General features: G+C 65.2%; 16 protein-coding genes and 1 riboswitch. Of the genes, 5 read left to right on the top strand and 11 right to left on the bottom strand.

Annotated elements, in window-relative coordinates; genetic code table 11:
- Window positions 1-49: 49 nt before the first annotated feature.
- The 3 genes from kdoO to CUJ90_RS03370 form a co-directional block, all read right to left on the bottom strand.
- Window positions 50-934: a Kdo hydroxylase KdoO gene (kdoO, locus tag CUJ90_RS03380; protein ID WP_083085761.1), complete on the bottom strand. Its 885-nt coding sequence runs from the start codon at window positions 932-934 to the stop codon at window positions 50-52.
- Between the two features lie 48 nt (window positions 935-982).
- Window positions 983-1,924: a lipopolysaccharide heptosyltransferase I gene (gene waaC / locus CUJ90_RS03375; protein WP_244220005.1), complete on the bottom strand. Its 942-nt coding sequence runs from the start codon at window positions 1,922-1,924 to the stop codon at window positions 983-985.
- Between the two features lie 369 nt (window positions 1,925-2,293).
- Window positions 2,294-3,688, bottom strand: a complete 1,395-nt coding sequence (locus CUJ90_RS03370; protein ID WP_114161977.1) for a phosphomannomutase/phosphoglucomutase — start codon at window positions 3,686-3,688, stop codon at window positions 2,294-2,296.
- Window positions 3,689-3,980: 292 nt separating this feature from the next.
- On the opposite strand from CUJ90_RS03370, the gene CUJ90_RS03365 reads away from it, so the two are divergent.
- From CUJ90_RS03365 to galE, 4 genes are all read left to right on the top strand, one after another.
- Window positions 3,981-5,243, top strand: coding sequence for an oligosaccharide flippase family protein (locus tag CUJ90_RS03365; protein WP_114161976.1), 1,263 nt, complete (start codon window positions 3,981-3,983; stop codon window positions 5,241-5,243).
- Entirely contained in the window at window positions 5,240-6,067 is an 828-nt protein-coding gene (locus CUJ90_RS03360; protein ID WP_114161975.1) for a glycosyltransferase, read from the top strand. Before CUJ90_RS03365 ends, CUJ90_RS03360 begins: the two co-directional genes overlap by 4 nt.
- 69 nt (window positions 6,068-6,136) lie before the next feature.
- A complete protein-coding gene (locus CUJ90_RS03355; protein WP_073431669.1) occupies window positions 6,137-7,285 on the top strand; it encodes a glycosyltransferase family 4 protein in 1,149 nt (382 codons plus the stop codon).
- A gap of 12 nt (window positions 7,286-7,297) precedes the next feature.
- The gene (galE, locus tag CUJ90_RS03350) at window positions 7,298-8,320 is read left to right on the top strand and encodes a UDP-glucose 4-epimerase GalE (protein WP_114161974.1); all 1,023 of its coding nucleotides are present in this window, start codon (window positions 7,298-7,300) and stop codon (window positions 8,318-8,320) included.
- A gap of 34 nt (window positions 8,321-8,354) precedes the next feature.
- Here galE and atzF read toward each other — a convergent pair whose 3' ends face one another.
- The 8 genes from atzF to CUJ90_RS03310 form a co-directional block, all read right to left on the bottom strand.
- Window positions 8,355-10,166: an allophanate hydrolase gene (atzF, locus tag CUJ90_RS03345; protein ID WP_114161973.1), complete on the bottom strand. Its 1,812-nt coding sequence runs from the start codon at window positions 10,164-10,166 to the stop codon at window positions 8,355-8,357.
- A 25-nt stretch (window positions 10,167-10,191) separates the two neighbouring features.
- Window positions 10,192-13,818 carry an urea carboxylase gene (uca, locus tag CUJ90_RS03340; protein WP_114161972.1) on the bottom strand — a complete coding sequence of 1,209 codons (3,627 nt, stop codon included), beginning with the start codon at window positions 13,816-13,818 and terminating at the stop codon, window positions 10,192-10,194.
- Between the two features lie 185 nt (window positions 13,819-14,003).
- A complete protein-coding gene (locus CUJ90_RS03335; RefSeq protein WP_208645232.1) occupies window positions 14,004-14,645 on the bottom strand; it encodes an urea amidolyase associated protein UAAP2 in 642 nt (213 codons plus the stop codon).
- 14 nt (window positions 14,646-14,659) lie between these two features.
- Window positions 14,660-15,364: an urea amidolyase associated protein UAAP1 gene (locus tag CUJ90_RS03330; RefSeq protein ID WP_374709808.1), complete on the bottom strand. Its 705-nt coding sequence runs from the start codon at window positions 15,362-15,364 to the stop codon at window positions 14,660-14,662.
- A gap of 18 nt (window positions 15,365-15,382) precedes the next feature.
- On the bottom strand, window positions 15,383-16,198 hold the full coding sequence (locus tag CUJ90_RS03325; protein ID WP_114161970.1) for an ABC transporter ATP-binding protein: 816 nt from the start codon (window positions 16,196-16,198) through the stop codon (window positions 15,383-15,385).
- On the bottom strand, window positions 16,195-17,010 hold the full coding sequence (locus tag CUJ90_RS03320; protein WP_114161969.1) for an ABC transporter permease: 816 nt from the start codon (window positions 17,008-17,010) through the stop codon (window positions 16,195-16,197). The genes CUJ90_RS03325 and CUJ90_RS03320 overlap by 4 nt, the downstream gene beginning before the upstream one ends.
- 36 nt (window positions 17,011-17,046) lie before the next feature.
- Window positions 17,047-18,117 (bottom strand): putative urea ABC transporter substrate-binding protein, encoded by a 1,071-nt coding sequence (locus tag CUJ90_RS03315; protein WP_073431710.1) that lies wholly within the window; start codon window positions 18,115-18,117, stop codon window positions 17,047-17,049.
- A 57-nt stretch (window positions 18,118-18,174) separates the two neighbouring features.
- Window positions 18,175-18,274, bottom strand: a riboswitch (guanidine-I (ykkC/yxkD leader).
- Window positions 18,275-18,446: 172 nt separating this feature from the next.
- The gene (locus CUJ90_RS03310; protein WP_114161968.1) at window positions 18,447-19,997 is read right to left on the bottom strand and encodes a methyl-accepting chemotaxis protein; all 1,551 of its coding nucleotides are present in this window, start codon (window positions 19,995-19,997) and stop codon (window positions 18,447-18,449) included.
- 272 nt (window positions 19,998-20,269) lie between these two features.
- Between CUJ90_RS03310 and CUJ90_RS03305 the strand changes: the two genes are divergently transcribed.
- The gene (locus CUJ90_RS03305; protein ID WP_114161967.1) at window positions 20,270-21,370 is read left to right on the top strand and encodes an MraY family glycosyltransferase; all 1,101 of its coding nucleotides are present in this window, start codon (window positions 20,270-20,272) and stop codon (window positions 21,368-21,370) included.
- Window positions 21,371-21,400: the final 30 nt, after the last annotated feature.

Here is a 21,400-nt window from a genome sequence, read left to right as displayed (position 1 = left end):
AGCGCGCGCCTGAACACGCCGCGCAAAACCGGCCAACGGACAGCGGCGCTCAAACCAGCGCCCTGCCCTTCAGGCGCTCGAGAATGCCGAGCGGCGCGCATTCGGGCTGCGCCATCGCCTTGACCGGCAGGAAGAAAGTCTGCTCCATCATGAACTGGCCGGACATCACCGCGTGCGAGGTTTGGTCCGAGAAACAGATCCACACGCTGCCCGGCGGGAACGGCATGGTCTCCTGGGGACTCGACTTCTGATAGTCGAGGTCGGCCTTCATGCCGTCGTGCAGATTCAGCATCAGATGGTCGTATTCGCTGCGCGGCGATTTCGTCACATGCAGCAGATTCAGCAGCCATGCCGAGCCCGGCATTTGCGGCTTGATGCGCGGCAGAAAGCGCTTCGCCATGTCCTCGAACGGTTCGCCCACGCGCCACACGCGCGGCGCGCCATGCGGATTGATGTTGGTGAAGACGCGCAAGATGCGCTCGCCGTAGTTGGGCCGCGACGGGAACGCATCCACGTGCAGGCGGCTATCGTCCTTACGCCATGACGTTTGGCGCGTTTCGACCTGATGCAGCCGCAAGCTCGTCGGCGCGACGCGCAGCTTGCCGTTGTATTCGGGAAAAAGTCCATCGACCAGCGTGCGCGCATTGGCCTGATAACGCGCGATCAGCGCGCGCACCGCCGATTGCGTGACCGCGTCGCCGGCCACGCCGTGCAGCGCGCCGCCGTTCGGTTCGAGGCTGATGTTCTTGCGGTTGGGGTCGGCGAGCGCGGGGTCGAGCAGCGCCTGTTCGCCGCCTTCGATCGCAAAGCGCAGGTTCGGGAAATACAGCACCTTGCCGCGTTCGACGCCGGCAAGCAGCGTCTCGCGCGGCACGGACAGATTGCGTGCGTGCCAGTCGGCGCTCGCTACTTCGATGATCTGGGTTTCGTTCATGGTCGCCCTTGAAAACGGATGGAGCGTAAGGCGAGGCGCGCCGGTTCTTTACAACAGGCCGAAGCCGGCCAGCGCGGATTTGACCTCTTGCAGCGTGGGCGGCTTGCCGGCGGTGCCGAGATTGACGACGTTCGGCGACCAGTAGCCGCCGGTGCGCCACGCGGTCGCGAAATTGTACAACTCGACTGTCGGCCGCTTCAGCGCCGCCGCGATGTGAACCAGACCTGTATCAACCCCGACCGTCGCCGCGGCGCCTTCGATCAGACCGACCACCGCGGGCAACGACAGCTTCGGCGGCACGATGGCCGCCGCGCCGAATTCCTTCGCGAGCCGCTCGCTCGTCGCGCGCTCCGCCTCGCTGCCCCAGGGCAGCACGATCGACGCCCCGCGCCGCACCAACGACTGCCCCAACTCGATCCACGCGGCATCGGGCCATTGCTTGTCGGCGCGCGAGGTGGCGTGCACGAACACCACATAAGGCACCGGCAGATTCACCTTCGCCTCCGACAACGCCAGCGCCGCGCGGCGCGTGTCGATGCCGAAGTCGATCTCGTCGGTGGCTTGCGGCGGCGGGTCGTTCAGCGCCGCGGCCACCAGTTGGCGCGTGCGTTCGACCACATGCGTGCGCGGCTCGATCGGCACGCGCTTGCCGTAGAAGAAACGCACCGGCCATTCGAAGCCGGCGCCGTCCGTGCGATTGCCGAGGCCGACCAACGGTCCGCGCGCCATGCTCGCGACCCACGCGGTCTTGATGAGCCCCTGGCAGTCGATCACGAGATCGTAGTGCTCGGCGGCGAGCGCGCGGCGAAACGCGCCGATCTCGCGCCAGTTGTCGGCCGAGAGGATGCGCTTGCGCCAGCGCCGCAGCGACACGGGAATCGCCCGCCGCACGCCGCTGACGAGTTCGACCAGGCCGACGAAGCTTTCTTCGACGAGCCAGTCGATCTGGGCTTCGGGATGGCGGCGCCGGATGTCGGCGATCACCGGCATGTTGTGAACGACGTCGCCCAATGACGACACCCTCACGATCAGAATCTTTTGCGCGCTCAAGAGTGGGAAAACCGGTTATCCGGCCCGAAGATGCGTTGAGAGAGCCCCCGAACCTGCCGCTTCGCGCCAGGCCTCCCGAGGGGGTGAGAAACCGCGGGGCGGCCCGGCGTTTTCTCACGAGGTCGGCAATTTTAGCGCGTCACAGGTAAGTGGCATGAAAAAACGCGGCGCGGTAAGTGAAACCCGCGCCGCGTTGGCTGGCGGCCCGCGCGTTCAGTTCGAACCGCGCCGCCGCCGTGGTTGTGCTTCTTTGCTGCTTCTTTGCTGCCTGCTTGCTGCGTGCTTGCTACCTTGAAACCGCCACAGCGTTCAGAACGGCAGCTTCGCGTCGGCCTTCTCCGCGAGGATCACGCGACGGAAGTCTTCCTGGATGCGCCTGAGCGCCGCATCGTTATCGGCTTCGAAGCGCATCACCACCACCGGCGTGGTGTTCGACGAACGCGCAAGGCCGAAGCCGTCGGGATACTCGACACGCAAGCCGTCGATCTTCACGACGTCGTCCGCGCCGGTGAACTTCGCGTTCTGCTGCAGGCGCGCGATCAGTTCGAAGTTCTCGCCTTCCTCCAGCTTCAGTTGCAGTTCCGGCGTGGAGTTCGAGTTCGGCAGCGAGTTCAGCAACTGGCTCGGATCGGCCACGCGCGTGAGGATTTCCAGCAGACGCGCGCCCGTGTACAGGCCGTCGTCGAAACCGTACCAGCGGTCCTTGAAGAACACGTGGCCGCTCATCTCGCCGGCCAGCGGCGCGCCGGTTTCACGCAGCTTCGCCTTGACGAGCGAATGGCCGGTTTTCCACATCAGCGGTTCGCCGCCCTTGTCTTTCACCCACTTGGCGAGATTGCGCGTGCACTTCACGTCGTAAATGATCTGCGCGCCCTTGTTGCGCGACAGCACTTCTTCCGCGAACAGCATGAGCTGACGGTCGGGATAGATGATCTGGCCGTCTTTCGTGACCACGCCCAGGCGGTCGCCGTCGCCGTCGAACGCGAAGCCGATTTCGGCGTCGGTTTCCTTCAGCGCGCGAATCACGTCCTGAAGGTTTTCCGGGTGAGCCGGGTCGGGGTGATGGTTCGGGAAGTTGCCGTCGATCTCGGTGAACAGTTCAACCAGTTCGCAGCCGAGCTTCTTGAAGAGCCTGGGAGCGAGACCACCGGCCACGCCGTTGCCCGTGTCGACCACGATCTTGATCGGCCGCGTGAGTTTGATGTCGCTCGCGATGCGATCGAGGTAAGCATCCTCGATGTCGTACTCGGTGTAGGTGCCGCTGCCCGCCGAAAAGTTTTCGTCGACGATGCGCTGATGCAGCGCGAGGATCTGCTCGCCATAAATGGCCGCGCCGCGCAGCACCATCTTGAAGCCGTTGTAGTCGGGCGGATTATGGCTGCCCGTCACGACGATGCACGAATCGACGCGGCCTTCGCCGCCGTCGAGCTGCAACGGCACGCTGGCCGCGAAGTAGCCGACCGGCGTGGGCACCATGCCGACATTGACCACGTCGACGCCGGCCGCACGCAGACCGTCCGACAGCGCCTGAATCAGTTCGGGGCCCGAGAGGCGCCCGTCACGCGCGACCACCACGGCGTCGCCGCCTTGCGCGCGCACTTCGCTGCCGAATGCGCGGCCGATCGAACGCGCGGCGTCGGCGTCGAGCGTCTTGCCGATCACACCGCGAATGTCATACGCCTTGAAAATGGATTTGGAGATCATGTTGGCTCACTTGCGTGCAATGGAAAATTTTGACCGGCACATCGCCGAATGATCGGTAAAACTAGCTGTCATACCGGGCGATGCACCCTTGCCGGAAGCGATCCGGTTCCAACTTATAATTGCGCTTTTCGGACCAGCCTGGTAGCGCCATTCTAATGCTTAGACGCCCTCCCTTTGTAAAGTTGCCGCGACGATCGGCCAGGTGGGCAGCGACGCGCATCGCCACCGCACCGTGCGCGCAACTCGCGCCATCCGGGCGCCGCGGAGAAGCGAACCGGCGAGCGCTCACCGGATGCTGACGCTCAAGCGCTTCGCCAATCCCGACGTGACGCGCGCCTTCACCAATATCATCTGGCTCGGGCTCGAACGGCTCACGCAGATCGGCGTGGCGATTCTGATCAGCGGCATGGTGGCGCGTTACTTCGGCCCGGACACCTTCGGCAAATGGCAGTACGCGAACACGCTGCTGCTGGTGCTCTCGCCCATCACCTGGGTATGCGGCGCCGAAATCCTGGTGCCCACCATCGTCAACCGCCCGCCCGCTCAACTCGGCACCGTACTCGGCAGCGCTTTCGCGCTGCGCTTTTACGTCTCGGCCGCAGCCTTGCTGCTCACCTGGCTCGCCATCGTGCTGCACGTCTTCGAGCCGCTCGTCGGCGCGATGCTCGCCGGTCTCGCGGTGACGATGCTGTTTCGCGAGCCCTTCGTCGGCGTGATCAATGCGTGGCTGCAAAGCATGACGTACAGCAAGCCGCAGTTGCTCACCAGCATGAGCACGGCGGTGCTGAAAGCCGCGCTCGTCTACCTGCTGGTGCGCACGGCGACGGCGCCCGCGCACTTCGGCTGGCTGTGGGCGCTCGAATCCGCGGCCATCGGCGCCGTGCTGCTGATCTACTACGCGCGCCGGCATGGCGGCAAGCTCGGCTGGCATGTCGAGCGCTCGCTTCTCAAGCATTTCGCGAGCGCGGGCACGGTGTTCTGGCTGGGCCTCATCTGCATGTATCTGTTCCTGAAACTCGACCGGCTGATGCTCGAACGCGCGATTTCGTTCGCCGACCTCGGGCGCTATTCCGCCGCGCAGCAGTTGAACGAAAACTGGATCATGCTCGCGCTGATGCTCGCGCAGACCATCGCGCCCGCCTTCATCTACCGCGTGCAGGACGCCGCGCAACTGCGCCGCAACGTGTGGCGCCTGAGCGCGCTGACCGCCGTGTTGATGGTGAGCGGCGCGCTCGTGCTCGATCTGCTGGCCGGGTTCATCATCCGCCGCGTGTTCGGACCGGGCTTCGAAGGCGCGATCGAGATTTTTCGCTGGGCCGTGTGGCTTTCGGTGCCGGCCGGCATCGAGGCGGTCAGCAATCTTATCGTGCTCAAATATCAGGCCAAATTCGTGTTGCTCACGAAATGGCTGCTGGCGTTGGCCGTCGCGTTCGTGGTGAATCTGCTGGCGATCCCACGGCTCGGGGCTTACGGCCCGCTCGTGGGACTTGCCGCCGGTTATCTGGCCGCCGTGTCGGTTAATCTTTATTACATTCGTTTCAAATTGCGCCCATGACGAATTCATCCGCCGCGCATGTTTCGCTCGACGACGTCGCGGTGCTCATGCCCGCCTACAACGGCCAGGCCGACGTCGATCTCACGCTGGCTTCGTTCAGCGAGAGCGCGCCGATTCACGTGATGATCGTCGACGACGGCAGCACGCCGCCGATCGTCGCGCCGGCGATCCCCAACATGCACATCGAGGTGCTGCGCATGCCGCGCAACGGCGGCATCGAGCGCGCGTTGCAAACCGGCATCGACGCCCTCGCGCAGCGCGGCTTTCGCTACGCGGCACGCATCGACGCGGGCGACCGCAGCGTGCCGCAACGGCTCGCGAGGCAGCGCATGTTCATGGAACTGCATCCGCGCGTGGCGGGCCTCGGCATGTGGACGCAAGTCGTCGCGCGCGAAGGCAAGCCGCTCTTCATGCTGACGCCGCCCGCCGAACCGAACGCGATCCGGCGCTTGCGCTTCTTCCGCTCATGCCTCGCACATCCTTCGATGATGCTGCGCATCGACGCCGTGCGCGCGGTCGGCAACTATCGCGCCGACTACCATGCCGCCGAGGACCTCGATCTGTTCGTGCGTCTGATGGAGCGCTATGACTGCGCGAACCTGCCGGAACTCGGCCTTTACTACGAGTTGAACGAAGGCGGCATCAGCGCGACCCGAAGGCGCCGCCAGGTGAGCTCGACATTGCGGCTGCAACTGCGTTACTTCAACGCCGCCAATTTCTACGACTGGCTCGGCCTCGCCAAGAATCTGCTGCATCTGGTGACGCCCTACCGCGCGTTGCAGCGGGTCAAGCGCGGCTTGCTCGCGCCCCGTGCGAGCCATTAGCCCGTGAACGATTCATTCTCCATTCAACGCCCGATTCGCCGTCCCATTCACCGCCGAGCCCGTTCCCGCATGAAGCCTGTCCTGAAGTCGACGCCCGCGCTGCGCATTACACTCGTGTGTAACACCGCCTGGGCAATCTATACGTATCGGCAAGGGCTGATTCGCATGCTGGTGGGGCGCGGCGTCGACGTGACGGTGCTCGCGCCGCGCGATCGCACGTTCGAGCTGCTCACGGCAATGGGCTGCCGCTGCATCGAATTGCCGGTGGCGTCGAAAGGCACCAATCCGCGCGACGACCTGCGCACGCTGGTCGCGCTCTACCGGCAATACCGGACCATCCGCCCGCACGTGGTGTTTCACTATACGATCAAGCCGAACATCTACGGCTCGATCGCGGCGAAGCTCGCGGGCGTGCAGTCGGTTGCGGTGACTACCGGCCTCGGCTACGTATTCATCCAGCACAGCCGCGCCGCCCAGGTCGCCAAGAAGCTGTATCGTTTCGCGTTCCGTTTCCCGCGCGAAATCTGGTTTTTGAATCGCGACGATCAGAGAGCGTTTGTCGAGCAGAATTTGTTGGTGCATCCTGAGCGTGCGCGGCTGTTGCATGGGGAAGGCGTCGATCTGGAGCAATTCGCCTTCACGCCCTTGCCCGAGCGCGCCGAATTCCGGTTCGTGCTGATCGGCCGGCTGTTGTGGGACAAGGGCGTCGGCGAATACGTGGAAGCCGCGCGGCGCTTGCGTGAACGTTATCCGCACGCGCGGTTCCAACTGCTCGGTCCGGTGGGCGTCGACAATCCGAGCGCGATCACGCACGCCGAAGTCGCGGCGTGGCAACAGGAAGGCATCATCGACTATCTCGGCGAGGCGCACGACGTGCGGCCTGTCATCGCCGAGGCGGATTGCGTCGTCTTGCCGTCGTATCGCGAAGGCGTGCCGCGCACGCTGATGGAAGCATCGGCGATGGGCCGGCCCATCGTCGCGACCGACGTGCCGGGCTGCCGCGAAGTGGTGACCGACGGCGTCAACGGATTGCTGTGCGAGGTGCGCAACGCGGAAAGTCTCGCGGCGCGGCTCGCGCGGATGCTCGACATGAGCGGCGCCGAGCGCCGCGCAATGGCTGAACGCGGCCGCAAGAAAGTCGCGGAAGAATTCGACGAACGCGTGGTCGTCGAGACGTACAAGGACCTGGTGCAAAAAATGACGGGCGTTTTACTTTAACGGAGCAACAGAATGACCACGAAGGGCACGATTCTGGTAACGGGCGGCGCGGGCTTCATCGGCTCGCACACCTGTGTCGAACTGCTGAACGGCGGTTACGACGCCGTGGTAATCGACAATCTCGTGAACAGCAACCGCGAATCGCTGCGGCGCGTGGAGCGGATCACCGGCCGCGCGGTGAGCTTTTACGAAGCGGACGCGCGCGACGAAGCGGCGCTCAACCGCATTTTCGACGCGCATCCGATCACGGGCGCGATTCACTTCGCCGCGCTCAAGGCGGTGGGCGAGTCGGTGGCGAAGCCGATCGAGTACTACAGCAACAACGTCGGCAGTTTGCTGGCCTTGCTCGGCGTGATGCGCGATCGCAACGTCAAGCAGTTCGTGTTCAGTTCGTCGGCCACGGTGTACGGCGTGCCGAAAAGCTCGCCGATCGACGAATCGTTTCCGCTGTCGGCCACCAACCCTTATGGCCAGTCGAAGCTGATCGCGGAGCAGGTGTTGCGCGATCTCGAAGTGGCCGATCCCTCATGGCGGATCGCGACGCTGCGCTACTTCAATCCGGTCGGCGCGCACGAGAGTGGCTTGATCGGCGAGGACCCCGCCGGCATTCCGAACAATCTGATGCCCTATGTCGCGCAAGTGGCGGTCGGCAAGCTGGAGAAGTTGCGCGTGTTCGGCGGCGATTACGAAACGCCGGACGGCACGGGCGTGCGCGACTACATTCATGTGGTCGACCTCGCACGCGGGCATCTGGCCGCGCTCGACGCGCTCGTCACCCAGGATGCGAGCTTCGTGGTGAATCTCGGCACGGGCCAGGGCTATAGCGTGCTGGACGTGGTGCGCTCGTTCGAAAAAGCCTCGGGCAAGCCGGTGCCGTACGAGATCGTCGCGCGCCGCCCCGGCGACGTGGCTTCGTGTTTCGCCGATCCGGCTGCGGCCGAGAAAATCCTCGGCTGGCGCGCGCAGTTCGGCATCGAGCGGATGTGCGCGGACCATTGGCGCTGGCAGTCGTCGAATCCCAACGGCTTCGTGTGACCTGACAGCAGCGGCTTGCCGGCCCACGCACGCGTCATGCGCGCTCACCGGCAAGCCACGCGCGCCAACCGCCGAACCCGGTGATGTCGGTCCCGGAGTCCACCCCGAAACTTTCGCACACGAAGCCGGTGACCCACTCGCCATTCGCCAGCTCAACCTTCCCCAGCGCAAGCGGAGAGGGAATGCTGGCGACGAACGAACCCAACTCCAGGCTCGGCATCTCCCAGACCTCCACCGCGATCGCCCTGCCGCCGTCCGACACTCGCCACATACCGGGCCGACTCGTACCGCCCGGCGTGGCCGCCAGCGCGGCCAACCGGTAATTCGGCGCTGTGTGCGTCGCCGCTATCAGGCGTGCGCCGCGGCACACCAGTTCACGATTGAGCGGCAAACCCTGCATATGCGCGCCGCACACCGCGACGCGCACCCGATCGTTGAGCGCCGCCGAGCGCTCGCTCGTATCGGTATCGGGCTTGCCGTGCCCGACGCATTCAACACCGCTCATGCGCTGCAACGTGTCGGCCACGCTCAACAGATACTGATCCGTGAACGCGCGGCCGAACACGGTCACGCCCCACGGCAAACCGTTCGCCATGAACGCGGTCGGCGTCGCGACGGCCGCATAGTCGAGCAGGTTCATGAAGTTCGTGTAGTAGCCGAGCAGCGAGTTCGGCCCGATCGGGTCGCGCTCCAGTTCCGCCAGCGTGACGGGCCGCGGATACGTCGGCGTGAGCACGAAGTCCAAAGGTTCGAGCGCGGCATCGCAGACAGCCTTCAACGCCTGCAGGCGGTATTGCGCGCGAAAGAGTTCGACAGCGCTCGCGCCCGGCGCGCGCGCCAGCACGTCGCGAATGACCGGCAGCACGGCATCCGCGTCGGCCTCCAGCAACTCGCCTACGACGCTGTACCGCTCCGCGACCCACGGACCTTCATAGAGCAGTTTTGCCGCTTCGACGAAAGGTGCGAAGTCGATGTCGACGGCTTCACCGCCCGCCGCCTCGAGTATCGCGCGCGCCGCTGCGAACAGCGCGGGGCTTTCCGCGCAGTCCGCGAAATAGAGTGCCGACGGCACGCCGAAGCGGAACTTCGTCGGCGTGCCGAACGCGCGTGCGTCGTTCCACTGCGGATTCCTTCGGCTGTAGGCATCGCGCGGATCGGGCCGCGCGGTCAACGCGAGCAGTTCGCTGGCCTCGTGCGCGGTGGCCGTGAAGTACGTCACGCAATCGAGCGTGCGGCAGGCCGGCACGACGCCGGCCGTCGACAGCAATCCCCTGGTCGCCTTCAGTCCGACGAGGTTGTTCAGTCCCGCGGGCACGCGGCCGGAGCCGGCGGTGTCGGTGCCGAGCGCGAAGCTCGCGAGGCCCAGCGCGACCGCCAGCGACGAGCCCGCGCTCGATCCGCCCGACGGATAGTCGGGATGCACGCTGTTGCGGCACTTGCCGTAGGGCGAGCGCGTGCCGTTCAGGCCGGTGGCGAACTGGTCGAGATTGGTCTTGCCGAGCGGCACGGCGCCCAGCGCGATCAACTGCGCGACCAGCGTCGCCGATTCCGCCGGCGTATAGGCAAACGCCGGACACGCCGCCGTGGTCGGAATGCCGGCGAGATCGATGTTGTCCTTGATGGCGAACGGAATGCCGTAGAGCGGCAATGCATCGATCTGCTGGGTCTCCAGCCAGTCCAGGTAGGGCGCGAGTTCGGCGTCGTCCAGAAGGCGGATGAACAGATGAAACTCGGGATCGAGCGCCGCGGCTTTCGCCAGCAGATCGCCGATCAGTTGGCGCGGCGTGAGCGTCTTCGCGCGGTAGGCGGCGCGCAGCGTGGAGAGGCGCAAATCGAATGAAGACATGAGTGGGTTCCCCGAATGGTCCAATTCAAATACGTTCGATGACGGCGACACGCTGCCCCGCGCGCACCGGCGAGCCGGGCGCCACATGAATCTCGCCGACGGTTCCCGCACACGGCGCGCACACGGCAATCTCCATCTTCATCGACTCGATCACGAGCAGCACGTCGCCCGCCGCGACGGTGTCGCCCGACGCCGCTCTCACCTGCCACAGGCGGCCGGCGATCTCGCTCTCGACCGCCACTTCGCCGTCTTTCAGCGGCGCCGGTTCGGCGCCCTCGGCGATAGGCGCATCGAAGGACGCTTCCGTTGTCCCGGCTTCGCGCCAACGCTCGCGCTCGGTCTGAAACGCGGCTTGCTGACGCGCGCGGAAGTCCTGGATGCCGGCGGCTTCGCGCGCGAGAAACGCTTGATAGTCCGCCAGCGACAGCATGCTCTCGTCGATTTTCAGCGGGTATCGGCCGAGCGGAAAATCCGCGCGGATGCGCAGCAGTTCGTCGGCGCTGACTTCGTAAAAACGGATCTGGTCGAAGAAGCGCAGCAGGTACGGCCGCCCCGCGAAATCCGCGAAGTCGCGATAGCGGTTCCACATCTGCAGCGTGCGGCCGACGAACTGATAGCCGCCCGGCCCCTCCATGCCGTACACGCACAGATACGCGCCGCCGATTCCCACCGAGTTCTCCGCCGTCCACGTGCGCGCGGGGTTGTACTTGGTCGTCACGAGCCGGTGGCGCGGATCGAGCGGCGTGGCGACCGGCGCGCCGAGATACACGTCGCCGAGACCCATCACCAGATAGCTGGCGTCGAAGACGATCCGTTTGACCGCGTCGATCGAATCGAGGTCGTTGATGCGGCGGATGAACTCGAGGTTGCTCGGACACCAGGGCGCATCGTTGCGCACCGTCGTCATGTATTTGTCGATCGCGAGCCGGCACGCGGGATCGTCCCACGACAGCGGCAAATGCACGATGCGCGACGGCACGCGCAAGTCCTTCTGCAACAGCACGTCCTGCCATGCACGCTCGACGATCGCGAGCAAGCGCGCGAGCGGCAGGCTGTCGGGCCGATAGTGAATCTGCAGCGAACGGATACCCGGCGTCAGATCGATCACGCCCGGCAACGCCAGCGCTTGCAGCGACTGCATCAGCGCATGACCGCGGAAACGCAGCACGAGATCGAGTTCGGTGGGACCGATTTCGAGCAGCAGATGCGTATCGCCCGACACGCGCGCGACGAGGCGCTCGCGATCCGCGCCGGTATCGAGGACGATCGGCGACGTGAGGGGCGCGTGCGGTGTGGTGGCCGCTTGTGTCGCTTCAGCCGCTTCCGCCGCTTGTGCGTCGCATTCGAGCGTCCGCAGTTCGTGCTCGCGCCGGCGCATCGCCTCGCGCGCCTCGGCGATCTGGACCGGCACGAAGCGCAGCTTGTCACCCGCCTTCAACTGGCCGATCTGCCACAGATCGGCCTCGATGATCGTCACCGGACACACGAAGCCGCCCAGGCTCGGACCATCGGGTCCGAGGATCACCGGCATGTCGCCGGTGAAATCGACGGCGCCGACCGCATACGGGTTGTCGTGAATGTTCGACGGATGCAAGCCCGCCTCGCCGCCGTCCTCGCGCGACCACTCCGGCTTCGGTCCGATCAGGCGTACGCCGGTGCGGCTGGAGTTGAAATGGATCTCCCATTCGGTGTCGAAAAACCGTTCGATATAACGCGGACTGAAGTATTCGGGCGCGCCGTGCGGACCATAGATCACGCGCAGCGTGCGCACCGCCGCCAGCGCCGGGACGTGGGCGAGCGCAGCGCCCGCACGCTTGTCCCGCAACGGCTGAAGATGCAGCACGTCGCCGGCGCGCAGCGCTCGGCCGCCGTGGCCGCCGAACTGGCCCAGCGTGAACGTGCTGCGGCTGCCGAGATACACGGCGACATCGAAGCCGCCGCGCACGCACAGATACGCACGCGCGCCCGCGCCGCGTATCGTGCCGAGCGCGAGCGTCGAGCCGGCGGCGACGAACAGCGCGGTGTTCAAAGGCTGTTCGATATCGTCGAGCGTCAGCGGCAAACTCGCGCCCGTCACGGCGACGACCGCATCCGTGTTGAAACGCAGGATCGGTCCGCTCATCGTGATTTCGAGCGCGGCGGCGTCGGCGGCGTTGCCCAGCAGCCGGTTGCCGAGCCGCAACGCGCGATCGTCCATCGGACCCGACGGCGGAATGCCGACGGCCCAATAGCCGAGCCGCCCCGGATGATCCTGCACGGTAGTCTGCCGGCCGCCGCTGACGACTTCGACCGTGCTCGCCCGATAGGCGAGCCCTTCGAGGCAGCGCGTCCACGGCTCGCCGGACGCGAAGGGCCGGTCGTCGAGAATCTGGCGCAGGTAGTCGCGGTTCGTCTCGATGCCATAGAGGCGCGTGTTCCCCAAGGCGTCGGCGAGCGCGTGGCGGGCCTGGTCGCGCGTCGCCGCCCAGGCGATCAGCTTCGCCAGCAGCGGATCGAAATATGGCGGCACTTCGCAACCCGCATCGATCCACGTATCGATGCGCAGCGCGCGGCCCTCGGCCGGAGGAAACGCAACGTCGGTCAGCAGGCCCGGACTCGGCTTGAAGTCGCGGCCCGGATCCTCGGCATAGAGCCGCGCCTGAATCGCGTGACCGCGCGGCTCCAGACCCGCCGCGAGTTCGTGCAACGGCGCGAGCGTGCCGGCCGCCAGTTCGATCATCCAGCGCACCAGGTCCACGCCCCACACCTGTTCGGTCACGCCATGCTCGACCTGCAGGCGCGTATTCACTTCGAGAAAATAGAATTGCCGCGCGAGGCTGTCGTAGACGAATTCCACCGTGCCGGCGGAGCGGTAACGCACCGCTTTCGCGAGCTTGATCGCGGCCTCGCACAAGGCTTGCGACATGCCGTCCGGCAAACCGGGAGCAGGCGTCTCCTCCAGTACTTTCTGGTTGCGCCGCTGCACCGAGCAGTCGCGCACGCCGAGCGCGATCACGTCGCCGCGGCCGTCGCCGAATACCTGCACTTCCAGATGCCGCGCCCGCTCGATGTATTTTTCGAGGAACACGCCGGCGTCGCTGAAATTGTTCTGACCGAGGCGCTTGACCGCGTCGAAATGCGCGCCGAGTTCGTCGGCGTTCCAGCACACCCGCATGCCGATCCCGCCCCCGCCCGCCGTGCTTTTGAGCATCACCGGATAACCGATCGCCGCGGCCGCCGCGAGTGCGGCGCGCAGGTCGTCGAGCAGGCCGGTGCCCTCCAGCATCGGTACCCGCTCTTTTGCGGCGATGGCGCGGGCCGTGTGCTTGAGGCCGAACGCGCGCAACTGCTCGGGCGTCGGTCCGATGAACGCGATGCCCGCCGCTTCGCATGCTTCGCCAAAAGCCGCGTTCTCCGAGAGAAACCCGTAGCCCGGATGAATCGCCTGAACGCCCTCGCGGCGCGCGATGTCGAGGATCTTGTCGATGTCGAGATAGGTGGCCGACGCGGGACCGTCGCCGAGCGCGTGCGCGATGGGCGCCTCGCTCACGTGCAGGCTCGCGCGATCCGCTTCGGCATACACGGCGACCCCGGTTACCTCGAGTTCACGCAGCGTTCTGAGAATGCGGCACGCAATGGCGCCGCGATTGGCGATCAGGATTTTCTCGAACATGAGATGACTGGATTCATCGGCGGGTCGTCCCGCCACGTGGGAGATGCATGCCGGGGTCGTCCGCGGCAGCATGCACGGCAGAGGTACGCGTCAGCGCCCGGCGTGCGTGAGTTGTTCGCGCGTGAGCGTGCAGCAGCGGCCGGAACGGACCAGCAGCACGTAGTAGAGCCAAAGGCGGATGCGCTTCAGTTCCATATCAGCAACTCCGCGGGCGTGGGGTTGTAGGCGTTGCACGGGTTGTTCAGTTGCGGGCAGTTGGAAATCAGCACGATGACGTCCATTTCCGCGCGCAGTTCGACGTACTTGCCCGGCGCCGAGATGCCGTCCTCGAACGTGAGACCGCCTTCCGAGGTCACCGGCACATTCATGAAGAAGTTGATGTTCGCGCCGATATCGCGCTTCGACAGGCGGCCGTCGTGCGCGCAGGCACGCAGGTAGTTGTCCCGGCAGCTATGCATGTGGCGCTTTTCCAGCGCGTAGCGCACGGTGTTGCTTTCCTGCGCGCACGCGCCGCCGAGCGTATCGTGACGCCCGCACGTGTCGGCGACGATCGTGAGCATCGGCTTGCCGAGATTCGAATACAGCACCGTGCCCGTCGTGAGATAAAGGCTTCCCTGCCGGCGCAACGTGCGTTGCGGGTCGAAGCGCTCGCGCGGATCGGCGAGGCTGTAGAACAGCGTATCGACCGCCTGATTGCCTTCGAGATCGAGAATGCGCAGCGTCTGTCCGGCGCGCAGTTCGTGCAGCCAGGGTTCGCCGGCCGCGAGCGTCTCGCGAAACACCGCCTGTTCGGGGCGCTTGTCGCTGAGCGTCAGCGTATTCGTCATGATGTCGGCTCCCGTCAAAGAAAGAAACGTTCGGTGTTGATGAACCCGCGCACGTTTTCGTCGCAGGACGTGCGGCACAGCTCGGCGACGTCGGGCGACGCATGGCTCAACGTGAGCTTGACCGGCTTGGGCGCGTAATGCGGATCGGGATCGAGCGGGTGCTGGATCGCGGTCAGCACGACGAGCGTGTTCATCGGCGCATACAGTTCGACGTAGTCGCCCGCCTTCGAATTGCCGGGCACGAAATTCAAGGCGCCCGCATGCGTGACGTCGACGCGGCTAAAGAGATTGAGCGTCATCAGCAGATCGGAAATGCCGAGCCCCCACTTGCCCATTTCGACGAGCAGGTTGTCGGCGCCGTTGCGATGGAACGCGTTGCGCAGTTCCTGATAGCGGCCCGTGCCGTAGCGCTCGTGCACTTCCTCGGCATTCGATACGCCGCCGATGCTGTCGTGCCAGCCGCAGGTGTCCGCGACGATCGCGGCGAGCACGCGGCCCATGTCGGAGTACAGGCAATGACCGGCGGTGAGCTTCGCCGTGTGCTGGCATTTGAGCGTATCCGGCAGGTTGAGCCGTTCGCTCTTCTCGGCGGCGTTGACCAGCATGACGCTGACGTTCGCGCCGCCGCGCAGGTCGGTGACCCGCAACGATTGGCCGCGCTTGACGATCAGCGATGCGTGGCCGCCGCCGGGAATGGTTTCTTCGAGTAACACGTTCATGTCGTTCATGATTTTTCTTCACACCGGGATCGTGGCGATCCGCGAGTCCGTCCGCGCGTCGACCCGTTCCGCGCCCCGCACCACCGCCTGGGCCAGATGGAGGGACGATGCGCTGGCGCGGCTGTGGTCGAGCGGAATGTTGTAGGTGATGCGCGCGCCATAGGCGCCGGGCGCCTGCGGATCGACACGGACCTTGTCGAACACCAGCACGCGGCTGCCGAGCGTGAAACCTTCCTTCAGGTCGTGCGTGACCATGAAGATCGTCAGCTTCGCTTCGCGCCATAGCCCCAGCAGCAAGTCGTGCATGTCCTTGCGGATACCGGGATCGAGCGCGCCGAACGGCTCGTCGAGCAGCAGCACGCGCGGCTTCATCATCAGCGCCTGGGCAATCGCGAGACGCTGCTGCATGCCGCCCGACAGGTGCTGCGGATACTTGTCCAGCGACGCGCCGAGGCCCACGCGTTCCAGCATCGCGACGGCTTCGTCGCGCGCGGCGCGCCGCTTCGCACCAAAGAGGCGGCCGGTCAGTTTCGCGCGCGGCAGTTCGAGGCCGAGCATCACGTTGCGAAGCACGCTCAGATGCCCGAATACCGAATAGCGCTGGAACACCACGCCGCGATGCGCATCCGGTTCCGCCGGCAGCGGTTCGCCGTCGAGCAGGATCTCGCCGCGCGTCGCGCGTTCCTGGCCGAGCAGCAGGCGCAGGAACGTCGACTTGCCGCAGCCCGACGCGCCGACCATCGAACAGAACTCGCCTGCTTCGATCCGCAGGTCGAGCCGTTCGAGCACGACCTGATCGCCATAAGACTTCCAGACGTTGCGCACCTCGATCATCGCGCGTCTCCGCCGTACCACGGGAACGACCAGCGCGTGAGGCGGCGCAGCAGTTCGTCGGTGACCCAGGCGAGCAGCGTGATCCACGCGACGTAAGGCAGGATCACGTCCATCGCGAGGTAACGGCGTACCAGAAAGATGCGATAGCCGAGCCCGTCCGTCGCCGCAATCGCTTCGGCTGCGATCAGAAACAGCCACGCGGAGCAGAGCGAAAGCCGCATCGCGACCAGCAGGCGCGGCAGCAATTGCGGCAGCAGGAGGCGCAGGATCAAGGTCCAGCTCGTCGCACCGAGCGTTTGCGCCTTGACCCACAGTTCGGTCGGGATCTCACGGCCGCGCGCGTGCAGATCGCGAATGATCATCGGCGTGATGCCGACCACGATCAGCACCACCTTCGACAATTCGTCGAGCCCGAACACGATGAACAGGATGGGCAGCACCGCGAGCGGCGGGATCATCGATATCACCGTGACGAACGGCGAAAACGTCGCGCTGACGAGCGGAAAAGCGGACGTCGCGAGCGCCGCCGCGAGCGCGATCACGGCGCTCACCGCGAGGCCGATGCCGAGCCGCCGCAAGCTCGACGCGGTGTCGGCCCACAGCAGATACTCGCCGGTGCGCTTGTCCTCGGTGAACGCCACTTCCTTGATGGCGTCGCTCATCTGCGTCGCGCCCGGCAGCAGCTTGTCATCGGGATTGACCTTGAGCCGCATCGACGAGCCGGTGAAATAGACCGCCGCCATGACGATGAACGGCAGCAACAGCAGCATCAGGCCGCCGCTTCGGCTCGGATGTCGATTGATGAGTCGCATGGATGCCTGCCTTGCAGAAAGCGTGAGGAATCGGACTCAGAGCTGGCCGGCCGCGGCCATCTTCACGTAGGTCGGATCGAAGCGCAGCTTGACGTTGCTCTTGCTGCCGACCACCACGCCCTTGTCGAACGCCATGCCGACCACGTCGGCGCTCTTCGCGTTCTGCCCGAGCAAACCGTGATCGAACGAGAACTTCGCGACGCGCGCCATGATCTTCGGCAGATCGGGATTGGTGACGAAGTCGACGGCGGCCTGCGGCGTGTAGAACAGCGCGGTGGTCGACAACTGGCCCTTGAAGCCCGCGAGATCGGTGCCCGACGCCTTCGCCATCGCGGTGAGCGCGGCCGTGCTGCCGGCGCTGTTGGCATGCATCAGCGCGACCATTTCGAACCAGGCGCCCGTCAGCGCCTTGCCGAGCGCGGGGTTGTCGCGCAGGGTCTGCGTGTTGACCACCATCATGTCCATGATTTCGCCGGGAATCCGGCTCGAATCGAAGACCTCGGTGACGTTCGGCTGCGCCTTGAGATCGGCGAGCATCGGGTTCCACGTCACGGCGTTATGGACGGCGGGCGTCGCGAACGCACCCGAGATGTCGGCGTCCGACGTGTTGACCACCTTGAGGTCGCGCTCGCTCATGTGCGCGCTGTCCAGCGCGCGCGCCAGCAGGTAGTGCGACACGGAGAACTGCACGAGATTGACCTGCTGGCCCTTCAGATCGGCGACCTGTTTGCCCTTGCCCTTGATGAGCACGCCATCGTTGCCGTTCGAATAATCGCTGACGATGAGCGCGGTCGAATCGACGCCGCCCGAGGCCGGGATGGTCAGCGCGTCCATGTTCGTCATCGCGCAGCCGTCGAACTTGCCGGCGGTGTACTGGTTGATGGATTCGACGTAATCGTTCAGTTGCACGACATCGACGTTGATGCCGTATTTCTTCGCCCACTTCGAGACGATGCCCTGGGTTTTGGCCTCGCCCCACGGCATCCAGCCGGCGTAAATGGTCCAGCACACCTTGAAGTCGGTGCGGCCGGCGGCAAACGAAGTCGTTGAGGTGAAGGCGGCGAGGGAGACGGCGGCAATGCCGAGAAAGCGGACGAGCTTGCGCATGAGGTTGACCTCGAAGGGACGGTTAGCGGCGGCAGGGAGCAGCGCAAACATCGCGTTCTCTCCCGGGCTTTTATCCCGCCGTGTAACCTCGCCTGAGGTCGACAGCTCTCGGACCAGCGCCTGCGTGAAGCAGGCCGGAACCCTAGCCGTCCATTTCCAGATTGTGTGCTGAACCGGATGACGCGCCGGCTCCTTGCGCCTGTTCTTATGCCAGAAGCGTGCCAGCGGGAAATCGCCGCATTTCGGCCCGGCGCGGCGGATATGTGCCCCGCTGCGGGGACGGGGCGCACCGCGGCATGCGCGACCGGCACCTCATTCGTGCATGGGCGCTAGGCCGCCACCTGAAACACCGCGACCGCGTCGCGCAACAGCCCCGCCTGTTCCTCCAGCGACTTCGCCGCCGCGGCGGCCTCCTCGACGAGCGCCGCATTGTGCTGCGTGACTTCGTCGATTTGCGAAACCGCCTTGTTGACCTGTTCGATGCCGTCGCTCTGCTCGTGCGCGGATGCCTCGATCTCGTTCATCACGCCGGTCACGCGCTGCACCGCGCCGAGCGCTTCCTGAATCGTCTTCTGGGCGTCGGACACGAGCGAGGCGCCCTCCCGCACCTTGGCGGCCGATTCGCCGATCAGTTCCTTGATCTCCTTGGCCGCCGCGCCCGAACGCTGCGCGAGACTGCGCACTTCCGACGCCACCACCGCGAAGCCGCGCCCCTGCTCGCCCGCCCGCGCCGCTTCCACCGCCGCGTTCAGCGCGAGGATGTTGGTCTGAAATGCGATGCCCTCGATCATGCCGATGATCTCGGCCACCTTGCGCGACGATTCGGTAATGCCGTCCATGGTCTCGGTGACGCGCGACACCACCGCCCCGCCGCGCGTCACCGTATCGAGCGCGCCTTGCGCGAGGCGGTTCGCCTGCTTCGCGTTGTCCGCGTTCTGCTTCACCGTGGCCGAAAGCTGTTCCATGCTCGCCGCGGTCTGCTGAAGCGCGGCCGCTTGCTGCTCGGTGCGCGACGACAGATCCGCATTGCCCGAGGCGATTTCGTTCGCGCCCAGCGTGATTGCCGTGGTGCTGCCGCGCACCTTGGCCACGGTTTCCACAAGACCGTCGCGCATCTTCGTCAGCGCGCTCAGCAACTGGCCCATCTCGTTGCGCGATTTGCTCGCGATCGCAACCGTCAGATCGCCGGCGGCGATTCGCTCGAAATGCTTGACGGTCGCGTTCACCGGCTTGATCAGCGCCGCCGACAAAGCGGCGCGCGCCGCCACGCCGATCACGATCGCGATGACGCCGACCGAGACGAACAGCAGCGTCGCCATTTCGAAGCGCTGTTCGGCGGTTGCGGCTTGCTGGCGCTGGTTGCCGGTCTGCGAACGCTCGAGCGCGTCGATGGCCTTCGAATAGCTCGCGTAAAAGCCGTTGGCCGTCTCGCCCTGAATGTTGCGGAAGGTATTGAAGTCGAAGTCGGCGAGCGCCTTGAACTCCGGTTCGATCGCCTTATCGACCAGCGTCGCGCGCGCCTGCTCGACGCTTTGCGCGAGCTTCTTTTCGTCCTCGCTGGTGAACGGGCCCGCCATGTAGTTGCGGAAATCCTTGTTCGATTCGACCAGCACCTTGTGCGCGGCCGGCAACAGATCGTCGGTCTGCTTGCCGACGCTAAAGAGCGTCTGATACGTGCCCAGCGCGAGTTGCACTTGCAGCAGCTTCTCCGAACTCGCCTTCAGATGCGACAGCGCGACGGCGCTGCGCTGCGTGTCGTCGAGACTGCTGTTGGCGAGCTTGAGCGCGCCATAGCCGACACCGATCACCGTCAGCAGGAAAACGACGAATACGCTGATCACCAGCGTCAGGCCGCCACGAATTGTGATGTTATTTAGCATTGGGTCTCCGGAACGTCTTGCCGATCGGCGGCGAAAACAGGCTGGCATGCGCGGCATGCTTCTTTCGGCGCATGACCGACACGTCGCCGCATCCCGGGTTAACGACGCGCGCGAGTGCTCGCTAAATAGGTGGAATCCATGACTGGCGGGCGTTTGCGGGCAGTTCGAACCTCACTATCTGGGATTTTGCGCGGGCTCGGCGGGAATGCCGCTTTTCCGGGCGGCCCGGATTTCATTTGTATAATTCGGCGTCTTCGCTCAGGCCCACTTTCATGCTCAGTTTTGCGCTCGGCTTTCTCGTTTCACTGCTGATCACGCTGTTGATCGTGCGCTACGCGCATCTGCATGAAAAATTCTCCACCGACACCGATCTGGCCGGCGTGCAGAAGTTCCATGTGCGGCCGGTGCCGCGCATCGGCGGAACCGGAATTCTGCTCGGGCTGATCGTGTCGGCCGTGCAGTTGCATGGCGCTTATCCGGCCGTGTCGGGCGGCATTCTCGGGCTGATCGCGTGCGGCATGCCGGCGTTCGGCTCGGGGCTCATCGAGGATCTGACCAAGCGCGTGTCGCCGCTCGCGCGCCTCGTCTGCACGATGGCGGCCGCCGCCCTCGCCTATTTCCTGCTCGATATCGCGGTCACGCGCATCAGCGTGCCGCCGCTCGATTTTCTGCTGTCGTATGCGGTGATTTCGTTTGCGGTGACGGTGCTTGCCGTCGCGGCGCTCGCCAACGCGATCAATATCATCGACGGCTTCAACGGCCTTGCGTCGATGGTCGCGTTCATGATGTTGGCGTCGCTCGCCTATGTGGCGTTCCAGGTGCACGACCCGATCGTGCTGTCGGCGTCGTTCATGATGATGGGCGCGGTGCTCGGCTTCTTCATCTGGAACTTTCCGGCGGGGCTGATCTTTCTCGGCGACGGCGGCGCGTATTTCATCGGCTTCATGCTGGCCGAACTGTCGATCATGCTGGTGATGCGCAATCGCGACGTGTCGGCGTGGTATCCGGTGCTGCTCTTCATGTATCCGATCTTCGAGACCTGCTTCTCGATCTACCGCAAGAAGTTCATTCGCGGCATGTCGCCGGGCATTCCCGATGGCGTGCATCTGCATATGCTGGTGTACAAGCGGCTGATGCGCTGGGCGGTCGGCGCGCGCACCGCTCGCGAGTTGACGCGGCGCAATTCGCTGACGTCGCCGTATCTGTGGCTGCTCTGTCTGATCGCGGTCGTGCCGGCGACGTTGTTCTGGCGGCATACGCTGCATCTGTTCTGCTTCGTGGTGGTGTTCGCGGCCACCTACGTATGGCTTTATATGAGCATCGTGCGCTTCAAGTCGCCAAGATGGATGGTGGTGCGAAAGGCGAAGCGGTAATGAAAAAAGGCGCCCGTGGGCGCCTTTTTT

The sequence above is a fragment of the Paraburkholderia terricola genome, from assembly GCF_003330825.1.
Lineage (GTDB): Bacteria > Pseudomonadota > Gammaproteobacteria > Burkholderiales > Burkholderiaceae > Paraburkholderia > Paraburkholderia terricola.
This window is presented reverse-complemented; position numbering and strand designations above follow the sequence as displayed.